The organism is Kitasatospora sp. NPDC056076 (assembly GCF_042266305.1).
GTDB lineage: Bacteria > Actinomycetota > Actinomycetes > Streptomycetales > Streptomycetaceae > Kitasatospora.
Genome location: NZ_JBHJWG010000030.1, coordinates 1 through 16,378 on the forward strand (window position 1 = coordinate 1; position 16,378 = coordinate 16,378).

Genomic DNA, 16,378 nt, shown 5'->3' on the forward strand with positions numbered 1-16,378 from the left:
CCGGTACCGGGTGGGGCGTCACTTCCGCGGCGGCGCCACCGGGCTCTGGTACGGGTGGTGGTGGGTGCTGCCGATGTGCAGCTCCTCGTCGGGCCTGCCCGCGAGCCTGGGCAGCACATGGGTGCCGAACGGGTCGGTGACGGTGACGGCGGTGCCGCTGCGGCGCACCTGGTGCGGCGAGCCGACGGAGTACGAGGCGAGCGCGAGCCCGGCGCTGGGGCTCGCCCCGGCGGTGGCGGTCCCGAAGAGGGCGCTGGACACGGTGAGCGCGGTCGGTGCGGTGCCGAGCGTGGTGTACCCGGACTGCTCGCCGGCGTAGGCGCTGCCGAAGGCGGCGCCGCCGGTCACGGTGGTGCCGGTGGGCACGGTGACCGGGACGGCGGTGCCCGCCGGGCCCTGGACGGTGACCACGCCGCCCTGGACGTAGCCGCTGACGGTGCCCGCGGTGCGGGTCTGCTGCCAGGCGGTCTGCTGCTGGAGGGTGGTGCCGGCGTCGGTGAGGGTCTGGTTGACCATCGGGGTGTCGGCCGTGTACCAACCGCGGTACGTGGACAGGATGTCCGTCAGCGTCTGCAGGGCGAGCCGGTCGTCGGTCAGGTTCGACTGGTGCATGAAGAACGGCCGCGGGTCGTTGCTCAGCACGTACCCGAGGGTGATCCTCGTCTGCATCGGCAGCACGTAGTCCGCCCAGCCGCGGTTCAGGTCCAGCGGCGTGATGCAGGTCGTGGTGGCCGGGTTGGCCTCGCAGTTGCCGCTGCCGCCGTTGGCCTTCGAGGCGTAGAGCCAGTTGTACTCGCTCACCTCGTCGGACTCGGTGGAGACGTTGTAGAACACGTTGACCGGGTGCCGGGGCACGCCGAGCGCCGAGGCGATCTGCCGTTGGCCGGTCTCCCGGGAGGCGTCCACGCCGAGCCACTGGATGTTGTTCTGGCTGAGCGCGGCGAGGAAGTTCGGGTTGTCGGCGGGCTGCTGCGGCAGCATCACGGTGCCGGAGTGCTCACCGGCGACCAGCTCGCCCGGCCGGAACGGCAGCCCGTTGGCCTGGCCGAACTGGATGTTCTGCTGGATCTGGCTGTTGACGGTGGCCTGGTCGACGTACTGGACCGCGCCGGTGGCGTCGGTCTGGCACTTCCACGGGATCACGGTGAAGTTCTGCACGCAGCCCAGGAACGGGTGCTGGTAGGTGTGGTCGAGCCACATGAAGCTGTTCTTGTTCGCCAGCAGGGCGGTGGTCAGCGGGTCGGTGCCGCCGTTGGCGTCCGCGTAGTCCAGGCTGGGGCCGCCGTTGAACAGGAAGTCCAGGGTGTAGCCGTTCTGCTGCTCCCAGGCGACGGTGGCGCTGACGTCCGCGGGTGTCATCCGGATCGGCGTGGTCGCCGGGACGCTGCCGACGCAGTCGCCCTCGCCCGGGGTGCAGTCGCCGCTCTGGCTCCACCGGGAGTTGGCGTTGAAGAGGTCGTCGATGTGGGCGGAGAAGTAGTTGCGCCAGTAGCCGAGGTGCACGCCCTTGGTGACCCAGTCCACGATGCCGTGCGCGAGCAGCCGGAACTGCTGCTGGTAGGAGTTGTAGGCGAAGGTGAGCACCAACTGCTGGCGGCCGCCGGAGGTGTAGACCCCGGCGAGGGTGCCCTGGGTGCCGGTGCCGGGGACGGTCTCGGTCAGGTACGGCTCGAAGTGCGAGCCGGTGGCCGGGTTGTCGGGCAGCGGGGTCGGCAGGTAGCCGTACGATCCGCTGCCGCCGGCGGTGCCCTCGAAGGCGACCGGGCCGTTCAGGTAGTGGAAGGCGTCGCCGCGGGCGGCGGCGGTCGCGGTGGCGGTGGTGGCGTCCAGCGAGCCGGACCAGGTCGGCGCGGCCAGGCCGGTGTTGGCGCCGGGCCAGACGTAGGCGTCCACCTGGCGGACCTGGTAGGTCTGCTCGTACCCGGTCAGCGTGCTCAGTTCGGCCGCGGAGAGCTGGGTCGGCGCGTCGTTGGGCAGCACCACGCCCTCGAAGTGCCCGTGCGGGGTGCCGTCGGCCAGGGTGTCGGCGAGGAAGCCCGCGGTGATCGTGGCCCGGCCGGCGCTGGTCAGGTCGATGACGGTGGTGGGCACGCCCTCGGCGGCCAACTGCTGCCGGATGCCCTCGACCCAGGGGTTGCCGTCGGTGACCACCAGGACGTTCAGGTCCACCCGCGAGCTGGTGGCGGAGGCCGGGACGACGGTGGCCAGCCCGATCACCGTGGTGGCGACGGCCAGGGCGACGACGGGGAGGAAGCGGAAGGCCCTCACGCGGGAGCCCCCTGCGGTATTGCGGTGAATCGACTCATGTCAGCCGATGATGCCGGTCCGGAAGGGCCCGGCGCAGCAGCCTGGGAACAAGGTTTGCCAAGGTCTGGGGAATTGCTGGCGAAACCCTCGGAGGAACCGGCTCCACATCAATGCCGGTCACTGGGACGACATTTGACGAAGGCCTTGCGTCACGGCTCTGACCAGCCACTTCGCCCTTCCGGAGCCCTTCGCCGACCCCGGATCCCGCACTTCTGGCGAGCGCCTGACAATTCCTCGCCCGAGCGCGCCTCCCGGGATTTATCCGGCCGCCGCCGGAATACCGGTCAGGTCAATTCCATCGCCCGCGCGGAGGCCCGGCGGGCGCCCGGCCCGGCAGGCCGCCGCCCATCGGGTACGAACCCCGGAACGGCGCGGCCGTCAGGGGCCCGTCAGCGGCGCGTCAGCAGTGCGTCAATCCGCGCGGGCACGAGGGCGGACCGGCGCAAGCTGGGGGACGTACCTGCACGTTCCGCAGGTCCTTCCGGAGGTGAGTCGCATGTCCGTGGTCGCTGCGTTCCAATCCGTCGTGCCCGACGTCCGCCGCCGGGGCCAGGGGCTGCGCGCCGCGTTCGCCCAGGTGCTGGAGCGGCTGGCCGCCAGCCCCCTGGACAGTCCCGTCCTGGGCGCGATGGGCGCGCCGCGCTCGACCGACCGCCCCGCCGCCGGACTGCACGCCCACTGGCACACCGTCACCCGCGCGGACGGGAGCGCGGCGCTGGAGGCCGACTGGCGCCCCGGCCGCTGAGGCCACCGGCACCGCGACGGCCGTCCCGCACTCCCCTGGGCTCACCGAAGGGGCGCGGGGCGGCCGCCGCACGCCGGTACCGGGCGGGCCGCGCCGGTGATTTTGCCCTTCCGGATCGGGCACCGGTAGACACGGTACCGACACGGTGCGTGACGACGCCGTGCGCGACCTCCGGAGGCCCCCGCCATGAGCGTGACGAATCGGTACCGGGACGCCTGGGAGGGCTTCTGGGGCGAGGCGCCCGAGCAGCCCGGCGCGGTGATCTGGGACGCCGAGCCGGCCCTCACCGCGGAGCGCCACCTCGCCCTGTTCCGGCCCCACCTGCACGACCCCGACCTGCCGGTGGTCGACCTGGGCTGCGGCAACGGCCGCCAGACCCGCTTCCTCGCCGAGCACTTCCCCCGGGCCGTCGGCGTCGACCTGTCCGGCACCGCCGTCGAGCTCGCCCGGCGCCAGGACCGGTCCGGCCGCGCCGAGTTCGCCCAGCTGGACGCCACCGACCCGGCCGCCGTCCGGGCCCTGCACGAGCGTCTGGGCGACGCCAACGTGTACGTGCGCGGGGTGATCCACCAGAGCGAGCCGGCCGACCGCCGGCCGGTCGCCGAGGCCGTCGCCACCCTGCTCGGATCGCGCGGCCGGGCCTTCCTGGTCGAACTGGCCGAGTCCGCCAAGGAGGTGCTCAAGGGGCTCGCCCAGTCCCCGGCCGGCCCGCCCCCGAAGCTGCGCCCGGTCTTCGCCCACGGGCTCGCCCCCGCCGAGGTGGCCGACGCGGCCTTCGACGGGCTGCTCCGCTCGGCCGGCCTCGCCGTCCTCGCCACCGGCGAACTTCCGCTGTCCCTGACCGAGTTCACCCCCGAGGGCGAACGGATCGAGCTGCCCGCCTGGTGGCTGGCGGTCGGCCCGGACGGCCGGCTGCCCGAGCCGCGCTGAACCCGTTGACGCCGCGGCGGCGTTGGACGAGTGTCAGGACGGACCGATCGTCAGGACTTGTCGTCGCACCCGCGCGCGGGGCGGAGGGAGCCGGGCCATGGGCATCGCACGTCGTGAACTCCTCAGGTGGGGCGCGGGGGCGGGCGGTGCGGCCGCCGTCGGCGCTCTGCTCGGGGCGCCCGCCGCCCTGGCCGCGGGCGGCCCGACCACCCCGGGCGGGGTGCCCACGGACAGCTGGATGGGCCGGCTGGACGGGAGCCTCTCCCTGCTCGACCTCACCGTCCCGGGCACCCACGACTCCTGCTGCCAGAACCCCTGGTACGGCACCGAGTGGTCGCACACCCAGAACTGGGGCATCCCCCAGCAGTTGCAGGAGGGCATCCGCTTCCTCGACATCCGCTGCAACGGCCTCCAGGGGGCGCCCGACGAACTCGGGATCTACCACTCCGACGCCTACCAGCACATCCGGCTCCAGGACGTGCTCGACCAGTGCCGCGCCTTCCTGGCGGCGCACCCGGGCGAGACGCTCCTGATGCGCCTGCGCAACGAGCGGGCCGGCGGCCAGGCCCTCGACGACCAGGAGTTCCAGCGGCGGGTCGACCACTACCTGGACGCGCTGGGCTACCGCGGCCTGTTCCACCTCTACGGCTGGCCCGCCCTCGGCGCGGCCCGCGGCAAGGTGGTGCTGCTCGCCGACTTCGCCAACCCCTGGGGCCTGATCGACTGGTCCAGCGGCCAGAACGCCTGGTTCGACACCCAGGACGTCTGGCAGACCGGCGGCACCGACCCGCTGGGCGACAAGGGCCGGTACGTCGTCGCCCAGTTCGACAAGGCCTTCGCCAGTCCGGGAAATCCGAGGATGTTCGTGAACTTCCTCAGTTACGCGGGCGGCTACTGGCCCCGGAACAGCTCGCAGGCCGTGATGGACCGGGCGGTTTACCCGTACCTGAGCGCGCGCACCCGGCAGCGCGCCCGGTTCGGCATCGTCCCGATGGACTTCCCGGACCTCCACGTGAACGTGCTGCAGATGCTCGTCGACAAGAACTTCGTCTGAGCACCGGTGTCCGTTCCGGTCTCCGGGGCCCCGGCCCGTCCACCGGAAAGAGGGTCAGGAGGAGGGCGTCACCGTCGGCACGAGGGTGGGAGTGGGGGTTGGGGTGGGGGTGGGCGAAGGGGTGGTGGCCAGGGCCTGCGCGCGGGCGGCGGCGCCGGACAGGGGCAGGGTGCAGTCGTCGCCGTCCTTCTGGTGGCCGCACACCCGCAGGACGGTGTTGGGCGCGTCGGCGTCCACCATCTTCGAGTAGTTGTCGTAGCCCCAGTGGATCAGGGCGGTCTCGTGCCCCCCGGTGCCGGTGGAGATGGTGGCACTGTCCCCCGGGGAGCCGTCGGTGATCCCGGCCCAGGCGGCCCGGCAGCGCGCACTGTAGTGGAGGTAGAGCACGACCTTGCCGATGGTGCCGGTCAGCACGGTCTGGTCGTCGGCCTCGCAGCCCATGGCCTGCGGGTCCTTGCCGGCGCAGCCGACGGACTGGCAGAGCTGGGGCGGCAGGGCGCCCGTGCTCACCGCGGGCGGGGCGATCGGGGCGGTCGGCTCGATCAGCGCGGGCACGTGCCCGGGGGAGGCCGCGGCGCCGCCATCGCCGTTCAGGCCGTGCAGGTAGAGGCCCGCGACCAGCAGGAGCACGGCGACGGCGGCGACCGCGACCAGCGCCTGCGGCCGCCGCCAGAGGGCGACGCGGGCGACGGGGAAGGACACCGGGACCGGCAGTGGGACGGGCAGTGGGACAGGCAGTGGGACGGGTACGGGCACGACGGCGGGCTCAGCGGCGGCGGTCGGGGCAACGGCGGCCGGGGCCACGGCGGCCGGGGCGCCGGGCGTCGCCTCCGCGTCGCGCGCGGCCTCGGCCTGCCGCAGCAGGGAGGTGAGCAGCACGGCGTCGCAGTCCAGCGCGGCGATCAGGCCGGCGAGGGCCTGAGAGGTGATCAGACGCTTGCCGTTCAACCAGCGTTCCCAGGACGCCTTGCTGAGGTAGGTCAGCCGACCGAGCTCGGCGAGCGAGATCCGGTGCGCGTCCTTGACGGCGCGCAGTTCCTCGACCAGGCGTCGAGCGGGTTCCGAAAGATCGTCAGGGAGCGGTTTCCAGGACTGACTCACGTGTGGGGCACCTCTGGCAGGTCGTCGGCAGACTCGAACTGATCCTCTTTCGGATGATCAGCTTAATCTCTCCCGCCTCGCGCTCCCATCCGGTTTCCGCCGCACCCGGGCAGATCGTCTCAAGGGTTTCCTGATCCGCGTCCCAACCCGCAGCTCAGGACCCTGGGGACGACGCGCAGCGTCTCAGAAGCTCCGGAGACGGTCGAAGATCGGTGCCCGATCGCGCAGAGTTGGCCGCGCCGGGTAGCCCAGGAGTCAACACCGGTTCTGGTCCGGTTAAAGACTTCGCCGCAGACAGCACGGACGGGGGGCGCCCGGTGCAGTTCGGATCCATGCACCACAACGGTCATCTCAGAGGAAGTTCGGGGAAACCTCATGGGCCGCCACCACGCGTCCGAGATCACATCACCATCACCTGAGTCACTCGCGTCACTCACCTCACTCGCGTCACCCGCAGCAGCGGTAGCAGCCGCCTCACCCGCCGACCGGCTCGCCGGCGAGCTGCAGTCCTTGAAGAACCGGTCGGGCCTCACCTACGCCCGGCTCAGCGAACGCACCCACTACGCGAAGTCCTCGTGGGAGCGCTGGGTGAACGGGAAGCAGTTCCCCCCGCGCGGCGCGGTGCAGAGCATCGCGGTCGTCTGCGGGGGCGATGCGGAGCTCCTGCTGGAGCTCTGGCACCTCGCGGAGAGCCGACGCCTCGTGTCGGCCGCGCCGGGGGCCCCCGGGCCCGGCGGCACCGCCTCCCCGTCCGGGCCGGCCGACGGACCGTCGGCCGACGCCCCGGGCGGGGAGGACCACCCGGAGTGCCCGCACGTGCGGCAGGCCGCCCTGCTGCGGCGGCTGGCCCTGGTCTCCCTCGCGGTCGGCGCGGGCGGGGTCCTGGCGGCCGCCGGACGGCGCTCCCTGCGGCGCGGGGCCTGACCGGCCGCGCCCGACCACCCTGGTCCCTGTGGGCAGCACAGGAACCTCGACGCACCGCCGGAGGCACCGGAACCACCGGCACCACCGGCACACGACAGAGCGGCACCGCGCCCTTGGGGAGGGCGCGGTGCCGCCGCCGTTGTGGCCCGGACAGGGCCGTGGCGTCCGCCGTTACGCGACGCCGTCCTGCCACCACCAGAAGCCCGAGCCGTAGTTGGAGTGCTCGATCCGGCTGTCCACGTGCTGCCAGGAGACGGTGTGGGTCTCCAGGCCCGAGAAGCCGCAGGTCTCGGCGATCCGGTAGACGTCCAGCGTGGACAGGCCGGAGACCGCCGTGTCGGCCGCCACCCCGTAGGTGTGCATGGAGTTGCCCGCCCCGCCCACGGAGGCGTTGTACGCGGTGCTGCGGAAGCCGGAGTTGATGGTGACCGCGCGGTCGCCCGCCTTCTTCCGCAGCGCCTCCAGCTTGTACATGGTGCGGCGGACGTTCTCCTTCACCTCGTCGGCGCCGACGTTGCCGCCGCCGAAGCCCGAGCCGTCGTGGCTGGTGAACTCGGACCAGTTGAAGTGGGCGGTGGAACCGTCCGACTTCTCCAGCGCGTTCAGCGCGCCGAAGGTCTGCGGGCCGGCCACGCCGTCCGCGCTGAGCCCGTAGGCGGCCTGGAACCGGCGCACCGCGGCCGCGGTGCCGGGCCCGAAGGAGCCGTCCACGGCCACGCAGGTCTGCGAGGCGGAGTCCGCCGCCCAGCCCGCGACCCGGATCTGGAGCTCGGTCACGGCGGAACCGGAGGAACCCTGGCCGAGGTTGCCGGACCAGCCGTAGGCGGCGGCCGGACGCGCGAGGCCGACGTTGGCCACCGCGGCGAGCCCGGCCGCGGCCACCGCGCCGGTGCCGTAGCGCAGCAGGGCGCGACGGTTGAGGGAAGAGCTGTTCACCACGTGCTCCTTCGAGGAGTCGACAGGGGAGGACGTCGTACGGGGCGGTGCGGGTGGCCGGTCGGGACCGGCCGGCCGGTCAGTACCAGTTGTGGGACTGCCAGAAGCTCCAGGCGTTGCACGGGGAGCCGTAGCGGCTCTGGATGTAGTCCAGGCCCCACTGGAGCTGGGTGGCCGGGTTGGTCCGCCAGTCGGAGCCCGCGCTGGCCATCTTGTCGCCGGGCAGCGACTGCGGGATGCCGTAGGCGCCGGAGGAGGGGTTGGTCGCGTAGACCTTCCAGCCGCTCTCGTGGTTGTAGATCTGGTCCAGGCAGCCGAACTGGCCGCTGACGCTCCAGCCGTGGGCGGGGAACTTCCACTGGGCGGTGATCTGCACCGTGCGGGCGACGCCCATCGCGTTCATGGTGGCCGGGCCGGCGATGCCGTCGTTGCTCAGGTTGTGGGAGTGCTGCCAGGTGCTGACGGCGCTGGTGGTGCCGTCGCCGTAGGCGCCGTCGGCGCCCGAGCCGGCCACCCGCTGGACCTCGGCGACCTTGTTGTGCAGGGCGAGTTCGGTGCGGCCGCCGTAGACGCCGTCCTCGTCGAGGCCGTTGTCGTGCTGGAAGCTGCGGACGGCCGCGGTGGTCTGCGGGCCGTAGTTGCCGTCGACGCCGCCGCTCGCGAGGTAGCCGATGCCCACCAGGTTGCGCTGGACCCAGGTGGTGCTGTCGGTGGCCTGGGCCGCCTGTGCGGGCAGCAGGGCCAGCACGGCGGCGGCGAGCACGCCTGCGGCGAGTGCGCGCAGGGCCGAGGTTTTCTTCACGGTCGATCCCATTCCGTCGGGTGCCTGTCGGTCGATCAAGCAGTGCGGCCCACTCTCGGGGGGCGGCCGCCCGTCCCTCCAGGAGTCGGCGGCACCAGGGACGTCCCGGGTGCGCTCGGGGACGGTGGGCGGAGGCGGTGGGACGGGCCCCGGAGACGCGTGGGACGGGCGTGGGACGGGCGTGGGACGGCCCCGGCGGGCGCTCGGGAGGCCGGTGGCCGGCTCAGGCCAGCAGCCGGCTCCAGGTCCGGGCGTCCACCAGGCCGCCGGCCGGCAGCCCGGCGGAGGACTGGAAGGACGTCACCCCGGTCTGGGTGCCCGGGCCGAACGCGCCGTCCACGCTCACCTGGATGCCGTGCGCGACCAGCTGGCTCTGCACGGCCTGCACCGCGCTGCCCGAGGCGCCGCGGGCCAGCGGCGCCACGGCCTGGCTCCAGGTCTGGTTGCCCGCGACGCCGTCGGCCGAGGCGTGGGTGGTGTTCTGGAAGGCCGTGACGGCGGCCTGGGTCGCGGGCCCGTAAGAGCCGTCCACGGTCAGCGACTGGCCGCGCTGCACCAGCAGGTACTGCAGCGTCCGCACCTTCTCGCCCGAGGCGCCGCTGCCGAGCACCGGCCAGACCGGGCCGGTCGGGTCCCCGCCGATCCGCGCGGCGACGTCCCGGCGGATCTGCGGGATCAGCGCGTAGAGCCGGTCGCCGGGGCACTCGGTGTTGTTGAAGTCGCGGTGCCCGTAGACCTGGTAGGCGCGCAGCCCGTACTGCTGGCAGATGTAGGTGATCAGGTCGATCAGCGCGGCGTACTGCTGGCTGCGCGGGTCGACGGTGCTGTACGTGCCCTCGTTCTCGATGCCGATGGCCACCGTGTTCTGCGCGGTGCAGTGGGCGCCCTCGACGTGCTGGCCGCCGCCGCGCAGGGTGGCCAGGCTGCTGTGGCGGCCCTCCATGACGTAGGCGCCGCGGCTGACGGTGAAGTGCTGGCCGGTGTCGATCCAGTGCTCGCTGTCCATCTGGTAGGTCTGCATCGAGCGGGCCAGCGAGAAGGCGGCGGCCTGGGAGTAGTCCGTCACGTTGGGCGTGGCGGTGTGGTGGACGATCACCTTGTCCGGCGCGCCCGGGACGACGTTGAGCGGGCTGCTCGCCGGGCGGGCGCCCCAGGCGCCGGTGTCGGCGATCACCGGGCCGGTGGCGGCGGCGGCCGCCCCGGTGGTCAGGGCGGAGCCCAGCAGGGCGCCGGTGCCGACGGCGAAGGCGCCGGCCAGGAAGGTGCGGCGGCCGGGGCCGACGGGGGCGGAGGTCGGGTCAACGGCGTTCATAGGGGGCGACCTGGTCCTTCGGGGAGCGGGAGGGGACGGAAGGACCCCTGCCCCCGGGCCTGCTGACGGCACGGGGGCAGGGGTGGCCTCGGACTCGGCAGGGGTCCGCACGTCCGCACCTCGGCGGACCGGACGGCAGTCACGCTAGGAGCGGCGCGCGCCCGTCCGCCACGCTTCGCCGTCCCCTCCCGCGTCCCAGCACCGTCCCGGGACGACCAGGGCGTGCCCTGACGCCGCAGGCCCGCCCGTCAGGCCCGGCTCGTCAGGCCCGCTCGTCAGGCCCGCCGCACCCGGACGCCGCTCTCGGCGATCGCCTGCTCCTGGGCGTCCGGCAGCCCCGCGTCCGTCACCAGGTCGTGGACGTCGGTGAGCGGGCAGATCGAGGCGAAGGTGACCCGGCCGACCTTGGTCCGGTCGGCGAGCACGACGGTGTGCGCGCTGCTGCGCAGGAACGCCCGGTCGGTCTGGGCCTCCATCTCGTCGTGGGTGGTGCAGCCCTGCTGGACGGTCAGCCCGTCCACGCCGATGAAGGCGAGGTCCAGGTGGTACTGGTCGAGCATCCGCTCGGCCGCCGGGCCGACCAGCTCGTAGCTGGCCGAGCGGGCCAGGCCTCCGATCACGACCAGGCGGACCTCGGGGCGGACGATCAGCTCGGCGGCGATGTTCACCGCGTTGGTGACCACGGTGAGGTTGCCGCGCTCGGCGAGCACCCGGGCCAGCTCGGTGGTGGTGGTGCCGCCGGTCAGGCCGACCACGGCGCCGTCCGGCACCAGTTCGGCGGCGGCCCGGGCGATCCGGCGCTTCTCCTCCGCCTGCTGGTCGCTCCGGTGCCGCAGCGGGATCTCCAGGTTGACCGCCCCGGTCACCGCACCGCCGCGGGTGCGCTGGAGCAGCCCCTGGTCCTGCAGTTCCTGGAGGTCCCGGCGCACGGTCGCGTCGGACACCCCGAGCAGGTCGGAGAGCGTCCGCACGTCCGCGCTCCCCGCCTCGGCGATGTGCGAGACGATCCTGGCGGCGCGATCAGCTTTGAGCATGGACGGAGTGTAGTTCAGCCCGGGTCGACGGTCGGTGACTGCACCCGCGGACAGCTCCGCGCACCCGCGCGCAGCGAACCGCGCAGCCGACAGTGCAGCCAACCGCGCACCCCGGCGGCGGGCGCCGGTTCACGGCGGGACGGCCGGTCAGGGCGAGACCGCGGCCCGGTCCGCCGCCCGGGGCGCGGTCAGCACGCCGAGCAGCCGGGTGACCTCGCGGGCCACCGCCGCCCTCCCGTCCCCCAGGTACGTCCGGGTGTCCACCAGTGCGGGTTCGGCGGCGAGCCGGTCGCGGACCGCTTCGGTGAAGGCCTTGTTGAGGTGGGTGGCGATGTTGACCTTCGTCATCCCGTGGGCGACCGCCGCCGCGAGGACGGGCTCCGCGACCCCGGAGGAGCCGTGCAGCACCAGCGGCACCGGGACGGCGGCCCGCAGCGCGGCGATCAGGTCGAGGTCCAGCGCCGCCGTGCGGGTGAGCATGGCGTGCGAGGTGCCGACGGCCACGGCCAGCGCGTCGACGCCGGTGCGGGCCACGAACTCGGCGGCCTGCGCCGGGTCCGTCCGGGCCCCGGGGGCGTGCACCCCGTCCTTGCCGCCGACCTCGCCGAGTTCGGCCTCCACCCAGACGCCCGCCTCCTGGCACTGCCGGGCCACCTCGGCGGTGGTGCGCAGGTTCTCCTCGTACGGCAGCGCCGAGGCGTCGAACATCACCGAGCCGAACCCCAGCGCGAGGGCCTCCGTCACCAGCGGCCGCTCGGTCGCGTGGTCCAGGTGGACGGCCACCGGCACGGCGGCGGCCCGGGCCACCGCGAGCGTCGCCGCGCCGATCGGCGCCAGGCCGCCGTGGTAGCGCACCGCGTTCTGGCTGAGTTGCAGCACCACCGGCACCCCGGCGGCCTCGGCCCCGGCGACGATGGCCTCGGCGTGTTCCAGCTGGATGACGTTGAACGCCCCCACGCCGCGGCCGCCGTCCACCGCGGGCGCGACGATCTCTCCGGTTCCGACCAGGGTCACGGTGCTCCTTGGGGCTGTGCCGTCAGCGGACGGGCGGGGCGGGTGGCCGGGCCGGGCGGGCGCTCCGCCGGGCGGCCGGTCACGGCTGGTCCAGCACGATCGAGCGGGTGAGGTGGCGCGGCCGGTCGGGGTCGAGGCCGCGCCGGACGGCGAGGCCGACGGCCAGGCGCTGGACCCGGACCAGTTCGGCCAGCGGGTCGAGCCCGGGCACGCTGACCGCGGCGCCGGTCGCCCCGGCCTGGTCGGCCAGGCCCGCCGGCGGGGTGTCCAGGAACCAGACCAGGCCCTCGGGGCCGCTGACGCTGATCGGGCCGTGCCGGTACTCCATCGCCGGGTAGGCCTCGGTCCAGGCGGCGGAGGCCTCCCGGACCTTGAGGGCGGCCTCGTTCGCCACCCCGCAGCTCCAGCCGGTGCCGAGGAAGGTGAACTGCCGCGCCTCCAGGGCGCCCCGGGGCAGCGGCTCGGCGAGCGCCGCACGGGCCTGGGCGGGCAGGTCGGCCGGTGCGGCGCCGAGGTGGGCGCGCAGCAGGACGAGGGCGGTGGTGGCGAACCTGGTCTGGACGACGGACCGCTCGTCGGCGAACTCCAGCGCCACCAGGTGGCGGGCGGCGGCGCCGACCGGGGTCCCGGGGTCGGCGGTGATCGCGACCGTCTCGGTGCCGCCCACCCGGGCGAGGGCGTCGAGCACCTCGGTGGTGGTGCCGGAGCGGGTGAGCGCGACGATCCGGTCGTACCGGCGGCCGAGCGGGAACTCGGAGGCGGCGAAGGCGTCGGTCTCACCGTGTCCGAGGGATTCGCGCAGCGCCGCGTAGGCCTGGGCGATGTAGAGCGAGGTGCCGCAGCCGATGACGGCGACCCGCTCACCGGGTTCGGGCAGGTGTTGCGGGGCCAGTTCCAGGGCGCGCTGCCAGCAGTCGGGCTGGCTGGCGATCTCTTCGTCGACGTGGGCCATCAGGTCCTCCTGCGCGAGACTGCACGAACGTGCGTGAAGATGATCGATTTATAGTCGAGACCTCCATCATTGCGCAACAGTGCGCAGTCCCGATCATCTTCGAGCAGGGCGCCCGGGAGTCGGCGATGGTGCGAAGCACTGGTGAAGATCATCACCCTTATCACCGATCCGAGGGATTCCGGCGCTTCCTTGTATCCAGCGGTGGCTAAGCTCCCCGTACTGTGACTGAACGTCAGACAGGCCGAACAGCCCAGCAGACCGCCGATGTCGTCATCCTCGGCGCCGGACCGGCCGGACTCACCCTCGGGAACCTCCTCCGAGCCGCCGGCATCGACTGCGTCGTCCTCGAACGGGCCGACCCCGAGCACGTCCGGACCAGGGCCCGGGCCGGGTTCCTCGCTGCCAACACCGTCCGCGTCCTGGACCGCCACGGCCTCGCCGACGGCCTGCACCGCCACGGGAAACCGCACGGCACCTGCGAGTTCCGCACCGAGGACGGCAGCTTCCGGCTCGACTACGGCGCCCTCGGCCGCCGCGAACTCCACACCGTCTACCCCCAACAGGACCTGGTCACCGACCTCCTGACGCACTACCTGGCGGCGGGCGGCCGGATCGCCTTCGAGACCGAGGCCCGGGCCGTCGAGGGCATCGACGGCCCCGCCCCCACCGTCACCGTGCGCGACGCCGAGGGCCGCCCCGGCCGCTGGCGGGCCCGCTACGTGGCCGGCTGCGACGGCCGCCACGGCGCGGCCCGCCGCTCGCTGCCCCCCGACACCCGCCGGTACCACCGCGACCACGGCGTCTCCTGGCTCGCCCTGCTGGCCGAGGCGCCCCCGAGCATGGACGCCGTCGGCTACGCGATGCACCCCGAGGGCTTCGCCGGCCACATGGCCCGCACCGCCGACGTCACCCGCTACTACCTCCAGTGCCCGCCCGGCACCCCCGCCGACGCCTGGTCGGAGGACCGGATCCGGACCGCGCTCGACCGGCGGCTGCGCGCCGACGAGCACGGGCCGCTGCACCACGGCCGGATCCTCCACCGCTCCGTCGTCCACCTGGAGTCGGACGTGCTCGACCGACTCCGGTACGGCTCACTGCTGTTGGCCGGGGACGCCGCCAGCCTCCCCGCCCCGGCCGCCGCGAAGGGCGCCAACCTGGCCGTCCTGGAGGCGGAACTGCTCGCCGAGGCGCTGATCGACGAGCTCCAGCGGGGTGACGCCCGGGCGCTCGACGGCTACTCCGCGCGCTGCCTCACCCACATATGGCGGGCCCAGGAGTTCGCCCACTGGATGATCCAGCTCCTGCACTCCCCCGTCGGCCCGGGGAGCGGCCCGGTAGTCGGCCCGGCGGTCGGTGCCCAAGCCGGCCCGGCAGAGGAATCGTTCTTCCACGAAGCCATGCGGCGCTCCCGCGTCGAATCCCTGCGCACCTCGCGCACCCACCAGGACTGGTTCGCCGAGAACTACGTCGGCATCTGACCCGCCCTGCCCACCGGGCGCCCCCGCCCCCGCACCAAGGAACTCCCTCCCCATGACCGCGACACCCCCGGACGACACCGCCCGCCTGCGGGCGACGGCCGAGTTCGTCAGGGAGCACGACACCGCGACCCTGCTCCCGCTGCTGCTGCCCGACCTCGACGGACCGGAACTGCGGGCCCTGGCCGAACGCTGCCGCTTCTCGCACGCCGCCCTGCTCGTCCTGCCCCCGGACGACGCCACCCTCCGCGCCCGGCTCGCCTCCTGCGGACTGGAACCCGACGCGCCCCCGCAGCCCAGCGTGGTGGTCCGCAGCCGGCTCGCGCGAAGGTACGGACGCGCCGAGGCCGAGCTCGACGTCAGCATCCTGCGCCCGCCGGTGCCCGGCCCCGACGGGGAACGCAGCGTCGAGGTGTTCGTGCTCACCGTGCCGCCCGGCTCCGACCTCGCCGAACTCGCCGACCAGGAGCGCGCCCACGAGCACGAGGCCCACCTCGCCTTCGACGTCGCCCACCCCGACCCGCTGGCACTGCGCGGGCTGTGCGCGCTGCTCACCCGGCACGGCGCCGCCCCCGACGGCGGCGGCTACAACCCCCACGAGGACTCCACCGTCCTCTACTTCACCACCCCGGCCGGCTCCCGTACCGGCTACCGGCGGGTCGAGCTCCACGCCCACGGCGACCACCGCACGGTCCTCGCCGACCACCTGGGCGAGGACCCCACCCAGCGCTCGGCCGAGACCCTGCTGCACCAGCTCACCGGCGCCTGGACCACCCAGGCCCTGGCGGTCAGCGCCCGGATGGGCCTGCCCGACGCCCTGGACACCCGCACCGCCACCGCGCCACGGCAGCTCGCCGAAGCCCTCGGCGCCGACCCGCAGAGCCTCGCCACCCTGCTGCGCTACCTCGCCATGCTCGGCGTCGTCGCCGAACACCCCGACGGCTACCGGCTCACCGGCACCGGCGCCCTGCTGCGCGCCGACGCCCCGGCGTCGATGCGGCCGCTGGCCCTGATGTACGGCGGCCCGTTCTACCGGTCCTTCGCGGAGCTGGAGCACACCGTGCGCACCGGGGAGGCCGCCTTCGACCACCTCTTCGGCGAGAACCACTTCGACCACTTCGCCCGCGACCCCGAACTCGCCGAACTCTTCGACCTGTCGATGGCCGCCAGCGCCCGGATGTTCGACCCGCTCCCGGACCACCCGGTCGTCACCTCCGCGGGCTCCCGCGCTGCCGCCGGGACGGTCGTCGACATCGCCGGCGGCAACGGCGAACTGCTCGGCCGGCTGCTCGCCGCCCACCCCCGGCTGCGCGGCGTCCTGCTGGAACGCCCGCACGCCGTCGAGGCCGCGCGCCGCCGCCTCGACGCCGCCGGCCTCGGCGGGCGCTGCGGCTACGTGACCGGCGACTTCGCCGACGTCCCCGGCGACGCCGACGTCTACGTGCTGTCCCGGGTGCTGCACGACTGGGACGACGAACGCTGCGCCGAGATCCTGCGGCACTGCGCCCGGGCCATGCCCGCCCACGCCGACCTGCTGATCGTCGAACGGCTGCTGCCCGCCGACGGCTCGGCCTCGCTGGCCACCGCGTGGGACCTGCACATGATGGCCAACACCGGCGGGCGCGAGCGCCGCGCCGACCACTACGGCCGGCTGCTCGCCGACGCCGGGCTGCACCTGCTGGACCACCGCCCGCTCCCGCTGGGCGCCGCCGTCCTGCACGCCCGCCGGGCCGCCGTCCCGGCCCCGACCGGCCCGGCCCCCGCCCCGGCCCGCACCGGCGCGTAGCCGTCG

General features: G+C 74.0%; 14 protein-coding genes. 6 read left to right on the forward strand and 8 right to left on the reverse strand.

All coding sequences use genetic code 11. The features are described 5' to 3' along the window. Window positions 1-18: 18 nt before the first annotated feature. Entirely contained in the window at window positions 19-2,268 is a 2,250-nt protein-coding gene (locus ACFC1T_RS23740) for a hypothetical protein (protein WP_375891561.1), read from the reverse strand. Window positions 2,269-2,803: 535 nt separating this feature from the next. On the opposite strand from ACFC1T_RS23740, the gene ACFC1T_RS23745 reads away from it, so the two are divergent. From ACFC1T_RS23745 to ACFC1T_RS23755, 3 genes are all read left to right on the forward strand, one after another. Continuing rightward, window positions 2,804-3,052, forward strand: a complete 249-nt coding sequence (locus tag ACFC1T_RS23745; RefSeq protein ID WP_375891562.1) for a hypothetical protein — start codon at window positions 2,804-2,806, stop codon at window positions 3,050-3,052. Between the two features lie 186 nt (window positions 3,053-3,238). Then, window positions 3,239-3,982 (forward strand): class I SAM-dependent methyltransferase, encoded by a 744-nt coding sequence (locus tag ACFC1T_RS23750; protein ID WP_375891563.1) that lies wholly within the window; start codon window positions 3,239-3,241, stop codon window positions 3,980-3,982. A 97-nt stretch (window positions 3,983-4,079) separates the two neighbouring features. Then, window positions 4,080-5,036, forward strand: a complete 957-nt coding sequence (locus tag ACFC1T_RS23755; RefSeq protein WP_375891565.1) for a phosphatidylinositol-specific phospholipase C — start codon at window positions 4,080-4,082, stop codon at window positions 5,034-5,036. A gap of 54 nt (window positions 5,037-5,090) precedes the next feature. On the opposite strand, the gene ACFC1T_RS23760 is transcribed toward ACFC1T_RS23755, so the two are convergent. Further along, complete coding sequence (locus tag ACFC1T_RS23760; protein WP_375891567.1) at window positions 5,091-6,137, reverse strand: DUF2690 domain-containing protein; 1,047 nt, start codon at window positions 6,135-6,137, stop codon at window positions 5,091-5,093. Between the two features lie 375 nt (window positions 6,138-6,512). Here ACFC1T_RS23760 and ACFC1T_RS23765 point away from each other — a divergent pair, with 375 nt between their 5' ends. Continuing rightward, window positions 6,513-7,061 (forward strand): helix-turn-helix domain-containing protein, encoded by a 549-nt coding sequence (locus ACFC1T_RS23765; protein WP_375891569.1) that lies wholly within the window; start codon window positions 6,513-6,515, stop codon window positions 7,059-7,061. Between the two features lie 171 nt (window positions 7,062-7,232). On the opposite strand, the gene ACFC1T_RS23770 is transcribed toward ACFC1T_RS23765, so the two are convergent. The 6 genes from ACFC1T_RS23770 to ACFC1T_RS23795 form a co-directional block, all read right to left on the reverse strand. Next, window positions 7,233-7,997, reverse strand: a complete 765-nt coding sequence (locus tag ACFC1T_RS23770; protein ID WP_375891571.1) for a D-Ala-D-Ala carboxypeptidase family metallohydrolase — start codon at window positions 7,995-7,997, stop codon at window positions 7,233-7,235. 79 nt (window positions 7,998-8,076) lie between these two features. Next, window positions 8,077-8,799 carry a peptidoglycan-binding protein gene (locus ACFC1T_RS23775; protein WP_375891573.1) on the reverse strand — a complete coding sequence of 241 codons (723 nt, stop codon included), beginning with the start codon at window positions 8,797-8,799 and terminating at the stop codon, window positions 8,077-8,079. Window positions 8,800-9,022: 223 nt separating this feature from the next. Further along, window positions 9,023-10,111: an N-acetylmuramoyl-L-alanine amidase gene (locus ACFC1T_RS23780; protein WP_375891575.1), complete on the reverse strand. Its 1,089-nt coding sequence runs from the start codon at window positions 10,109-10,111 to the stop codon at window positions 9,023-9,025. Between the two features lie 275 nt (window positions 10,112-10,386). After that, the gene (locus ACFC1T_RS23785; protein WP_360234102.1) at window positions 10,387-11,145 is read right to left on the reverse strand and encodes a DeoR/GlpR family DNA-binding transcription regulator; all 759 of its coding nucleotides are present in this window, start codon (window positions 11,143-11,145) and stop codon (window positions 10,387-10,389) included. 147 nt (window positions 11,146-11,292) lie between these two features. Then, window positions 11,293-12,159: a ketose-bisphosphate aldolase gene (locus tag ACFC1T_RS23790; protein ID WP_375891577.1), complete on the reverse strand. Its 867-nt coding sequence runs from the start codon at window positions 12,157-12,159 to the stop codon at window positions 11,293-11,295. Between the two features lie 79 nt (window positions 12,160-12,238). After that, the gene (locus ACFC1T_RS23795) at window positions 12,239-13,111 is read right to left on the reverse strand and encodes an SIS domain-containing protein (RefSeq protein WP_375891579.1); all 873 of its coding nucleotides are present in this window, start codon (window positions 13,109-13,111) and stop codon (window positions 12,239-12,241) included. Window positions 13,112-13,332: 221 nt separating this feature from the next. On the opposite strand from ACFC1T_RS23795, the gene ACFC1T_RS23800 reads away from it, so the two are divergent. Further along, a complete protein-coding gene (locus ACFC1T_RS23800; RefSeq protein WP_375891581.1) occupies window positions 13,333-14,589 on the forward strand; it encodes a 4-hydroxybenzoate 3-monooxygenase in 1,257 nt (418 codons plus the stop codon). Between the two features lie 52 nt (window positions 14,590-14,641). After that, window positions 14,642-16,372 carry a methyltransferase gene (locus ACFC1T_RS23805; protein WP_375891583.1) on the forward strand — a complete coding sequence of 577 codons (1,731 nt, stop codon included), beginning with the start codon at window positions 14,642-14,644 and terminating at the stop codon, window positions 16,370-16,372. Window positions 16,373-16,378: the final 6 nt, after the last annotated feature.

Bases quoted from the DNA above. Each gene is read 5' to 3' on its own strand.
- ACFC1T_RS23780 (WP_375891575.1), bottom strand. From the start codon at position 10,111: ATGAACGCCGTTGACCCGACCTCCGCCCCCGTCGGCCCCGGCCGCCGC.
- ACFC1T_RS23745 (WP_375891562.1), top strand. From the start codon at position 2,804: ATGTCCGTGGTCGCTGCGTTCCAATCCGTCGTGCCCGACGTCCGCCGC.
- ACFC1T_RS23805 (WP_375891583.1), top strand. From the start codon at position 14,642: ATGACCGCGACACCCCCGGACGACACCGCCCGCCTGCGGGCGACGGCC.
- ACFC1T_RS23750 (WP_375891563.1), top strand. From the start codon at position 3,239: ATGAGCGTGACGAATCGGTACCGGGACGCCTGGGAGGGCTTCTGGGGC.
- ACFC1T_RS23785 (WP_360234102.1), bottom strand. From the start codon at position 11,145: ATGCTCAAAGCTGATCGCGCCGCCAGGATCGTCTCGCACATCGCCGAG.
- ACFC1T_RS23795 (WP_375891579.1), bottom strand. From the start codon at position 13,111: ATGGCCCACGTCGACGAAGAGATCGCCAGCCAGCCCGACTGCTGGCAG.
- ACFC1T_RS23755 (WP_375891565.1), top strand. From the start codon at position 4,080: ATGGGCATCGCACGTCGTGAACTCCTCAGGTGGGGCGCGGGGGCGGGC.
- ACFC1T_RS23765 (WP_375891569.1), top strand. From the start codon at position 6,513: ATGGGCCGCCACCACGCGTCCGAGATCACATCACCATCACCTGAGTCA.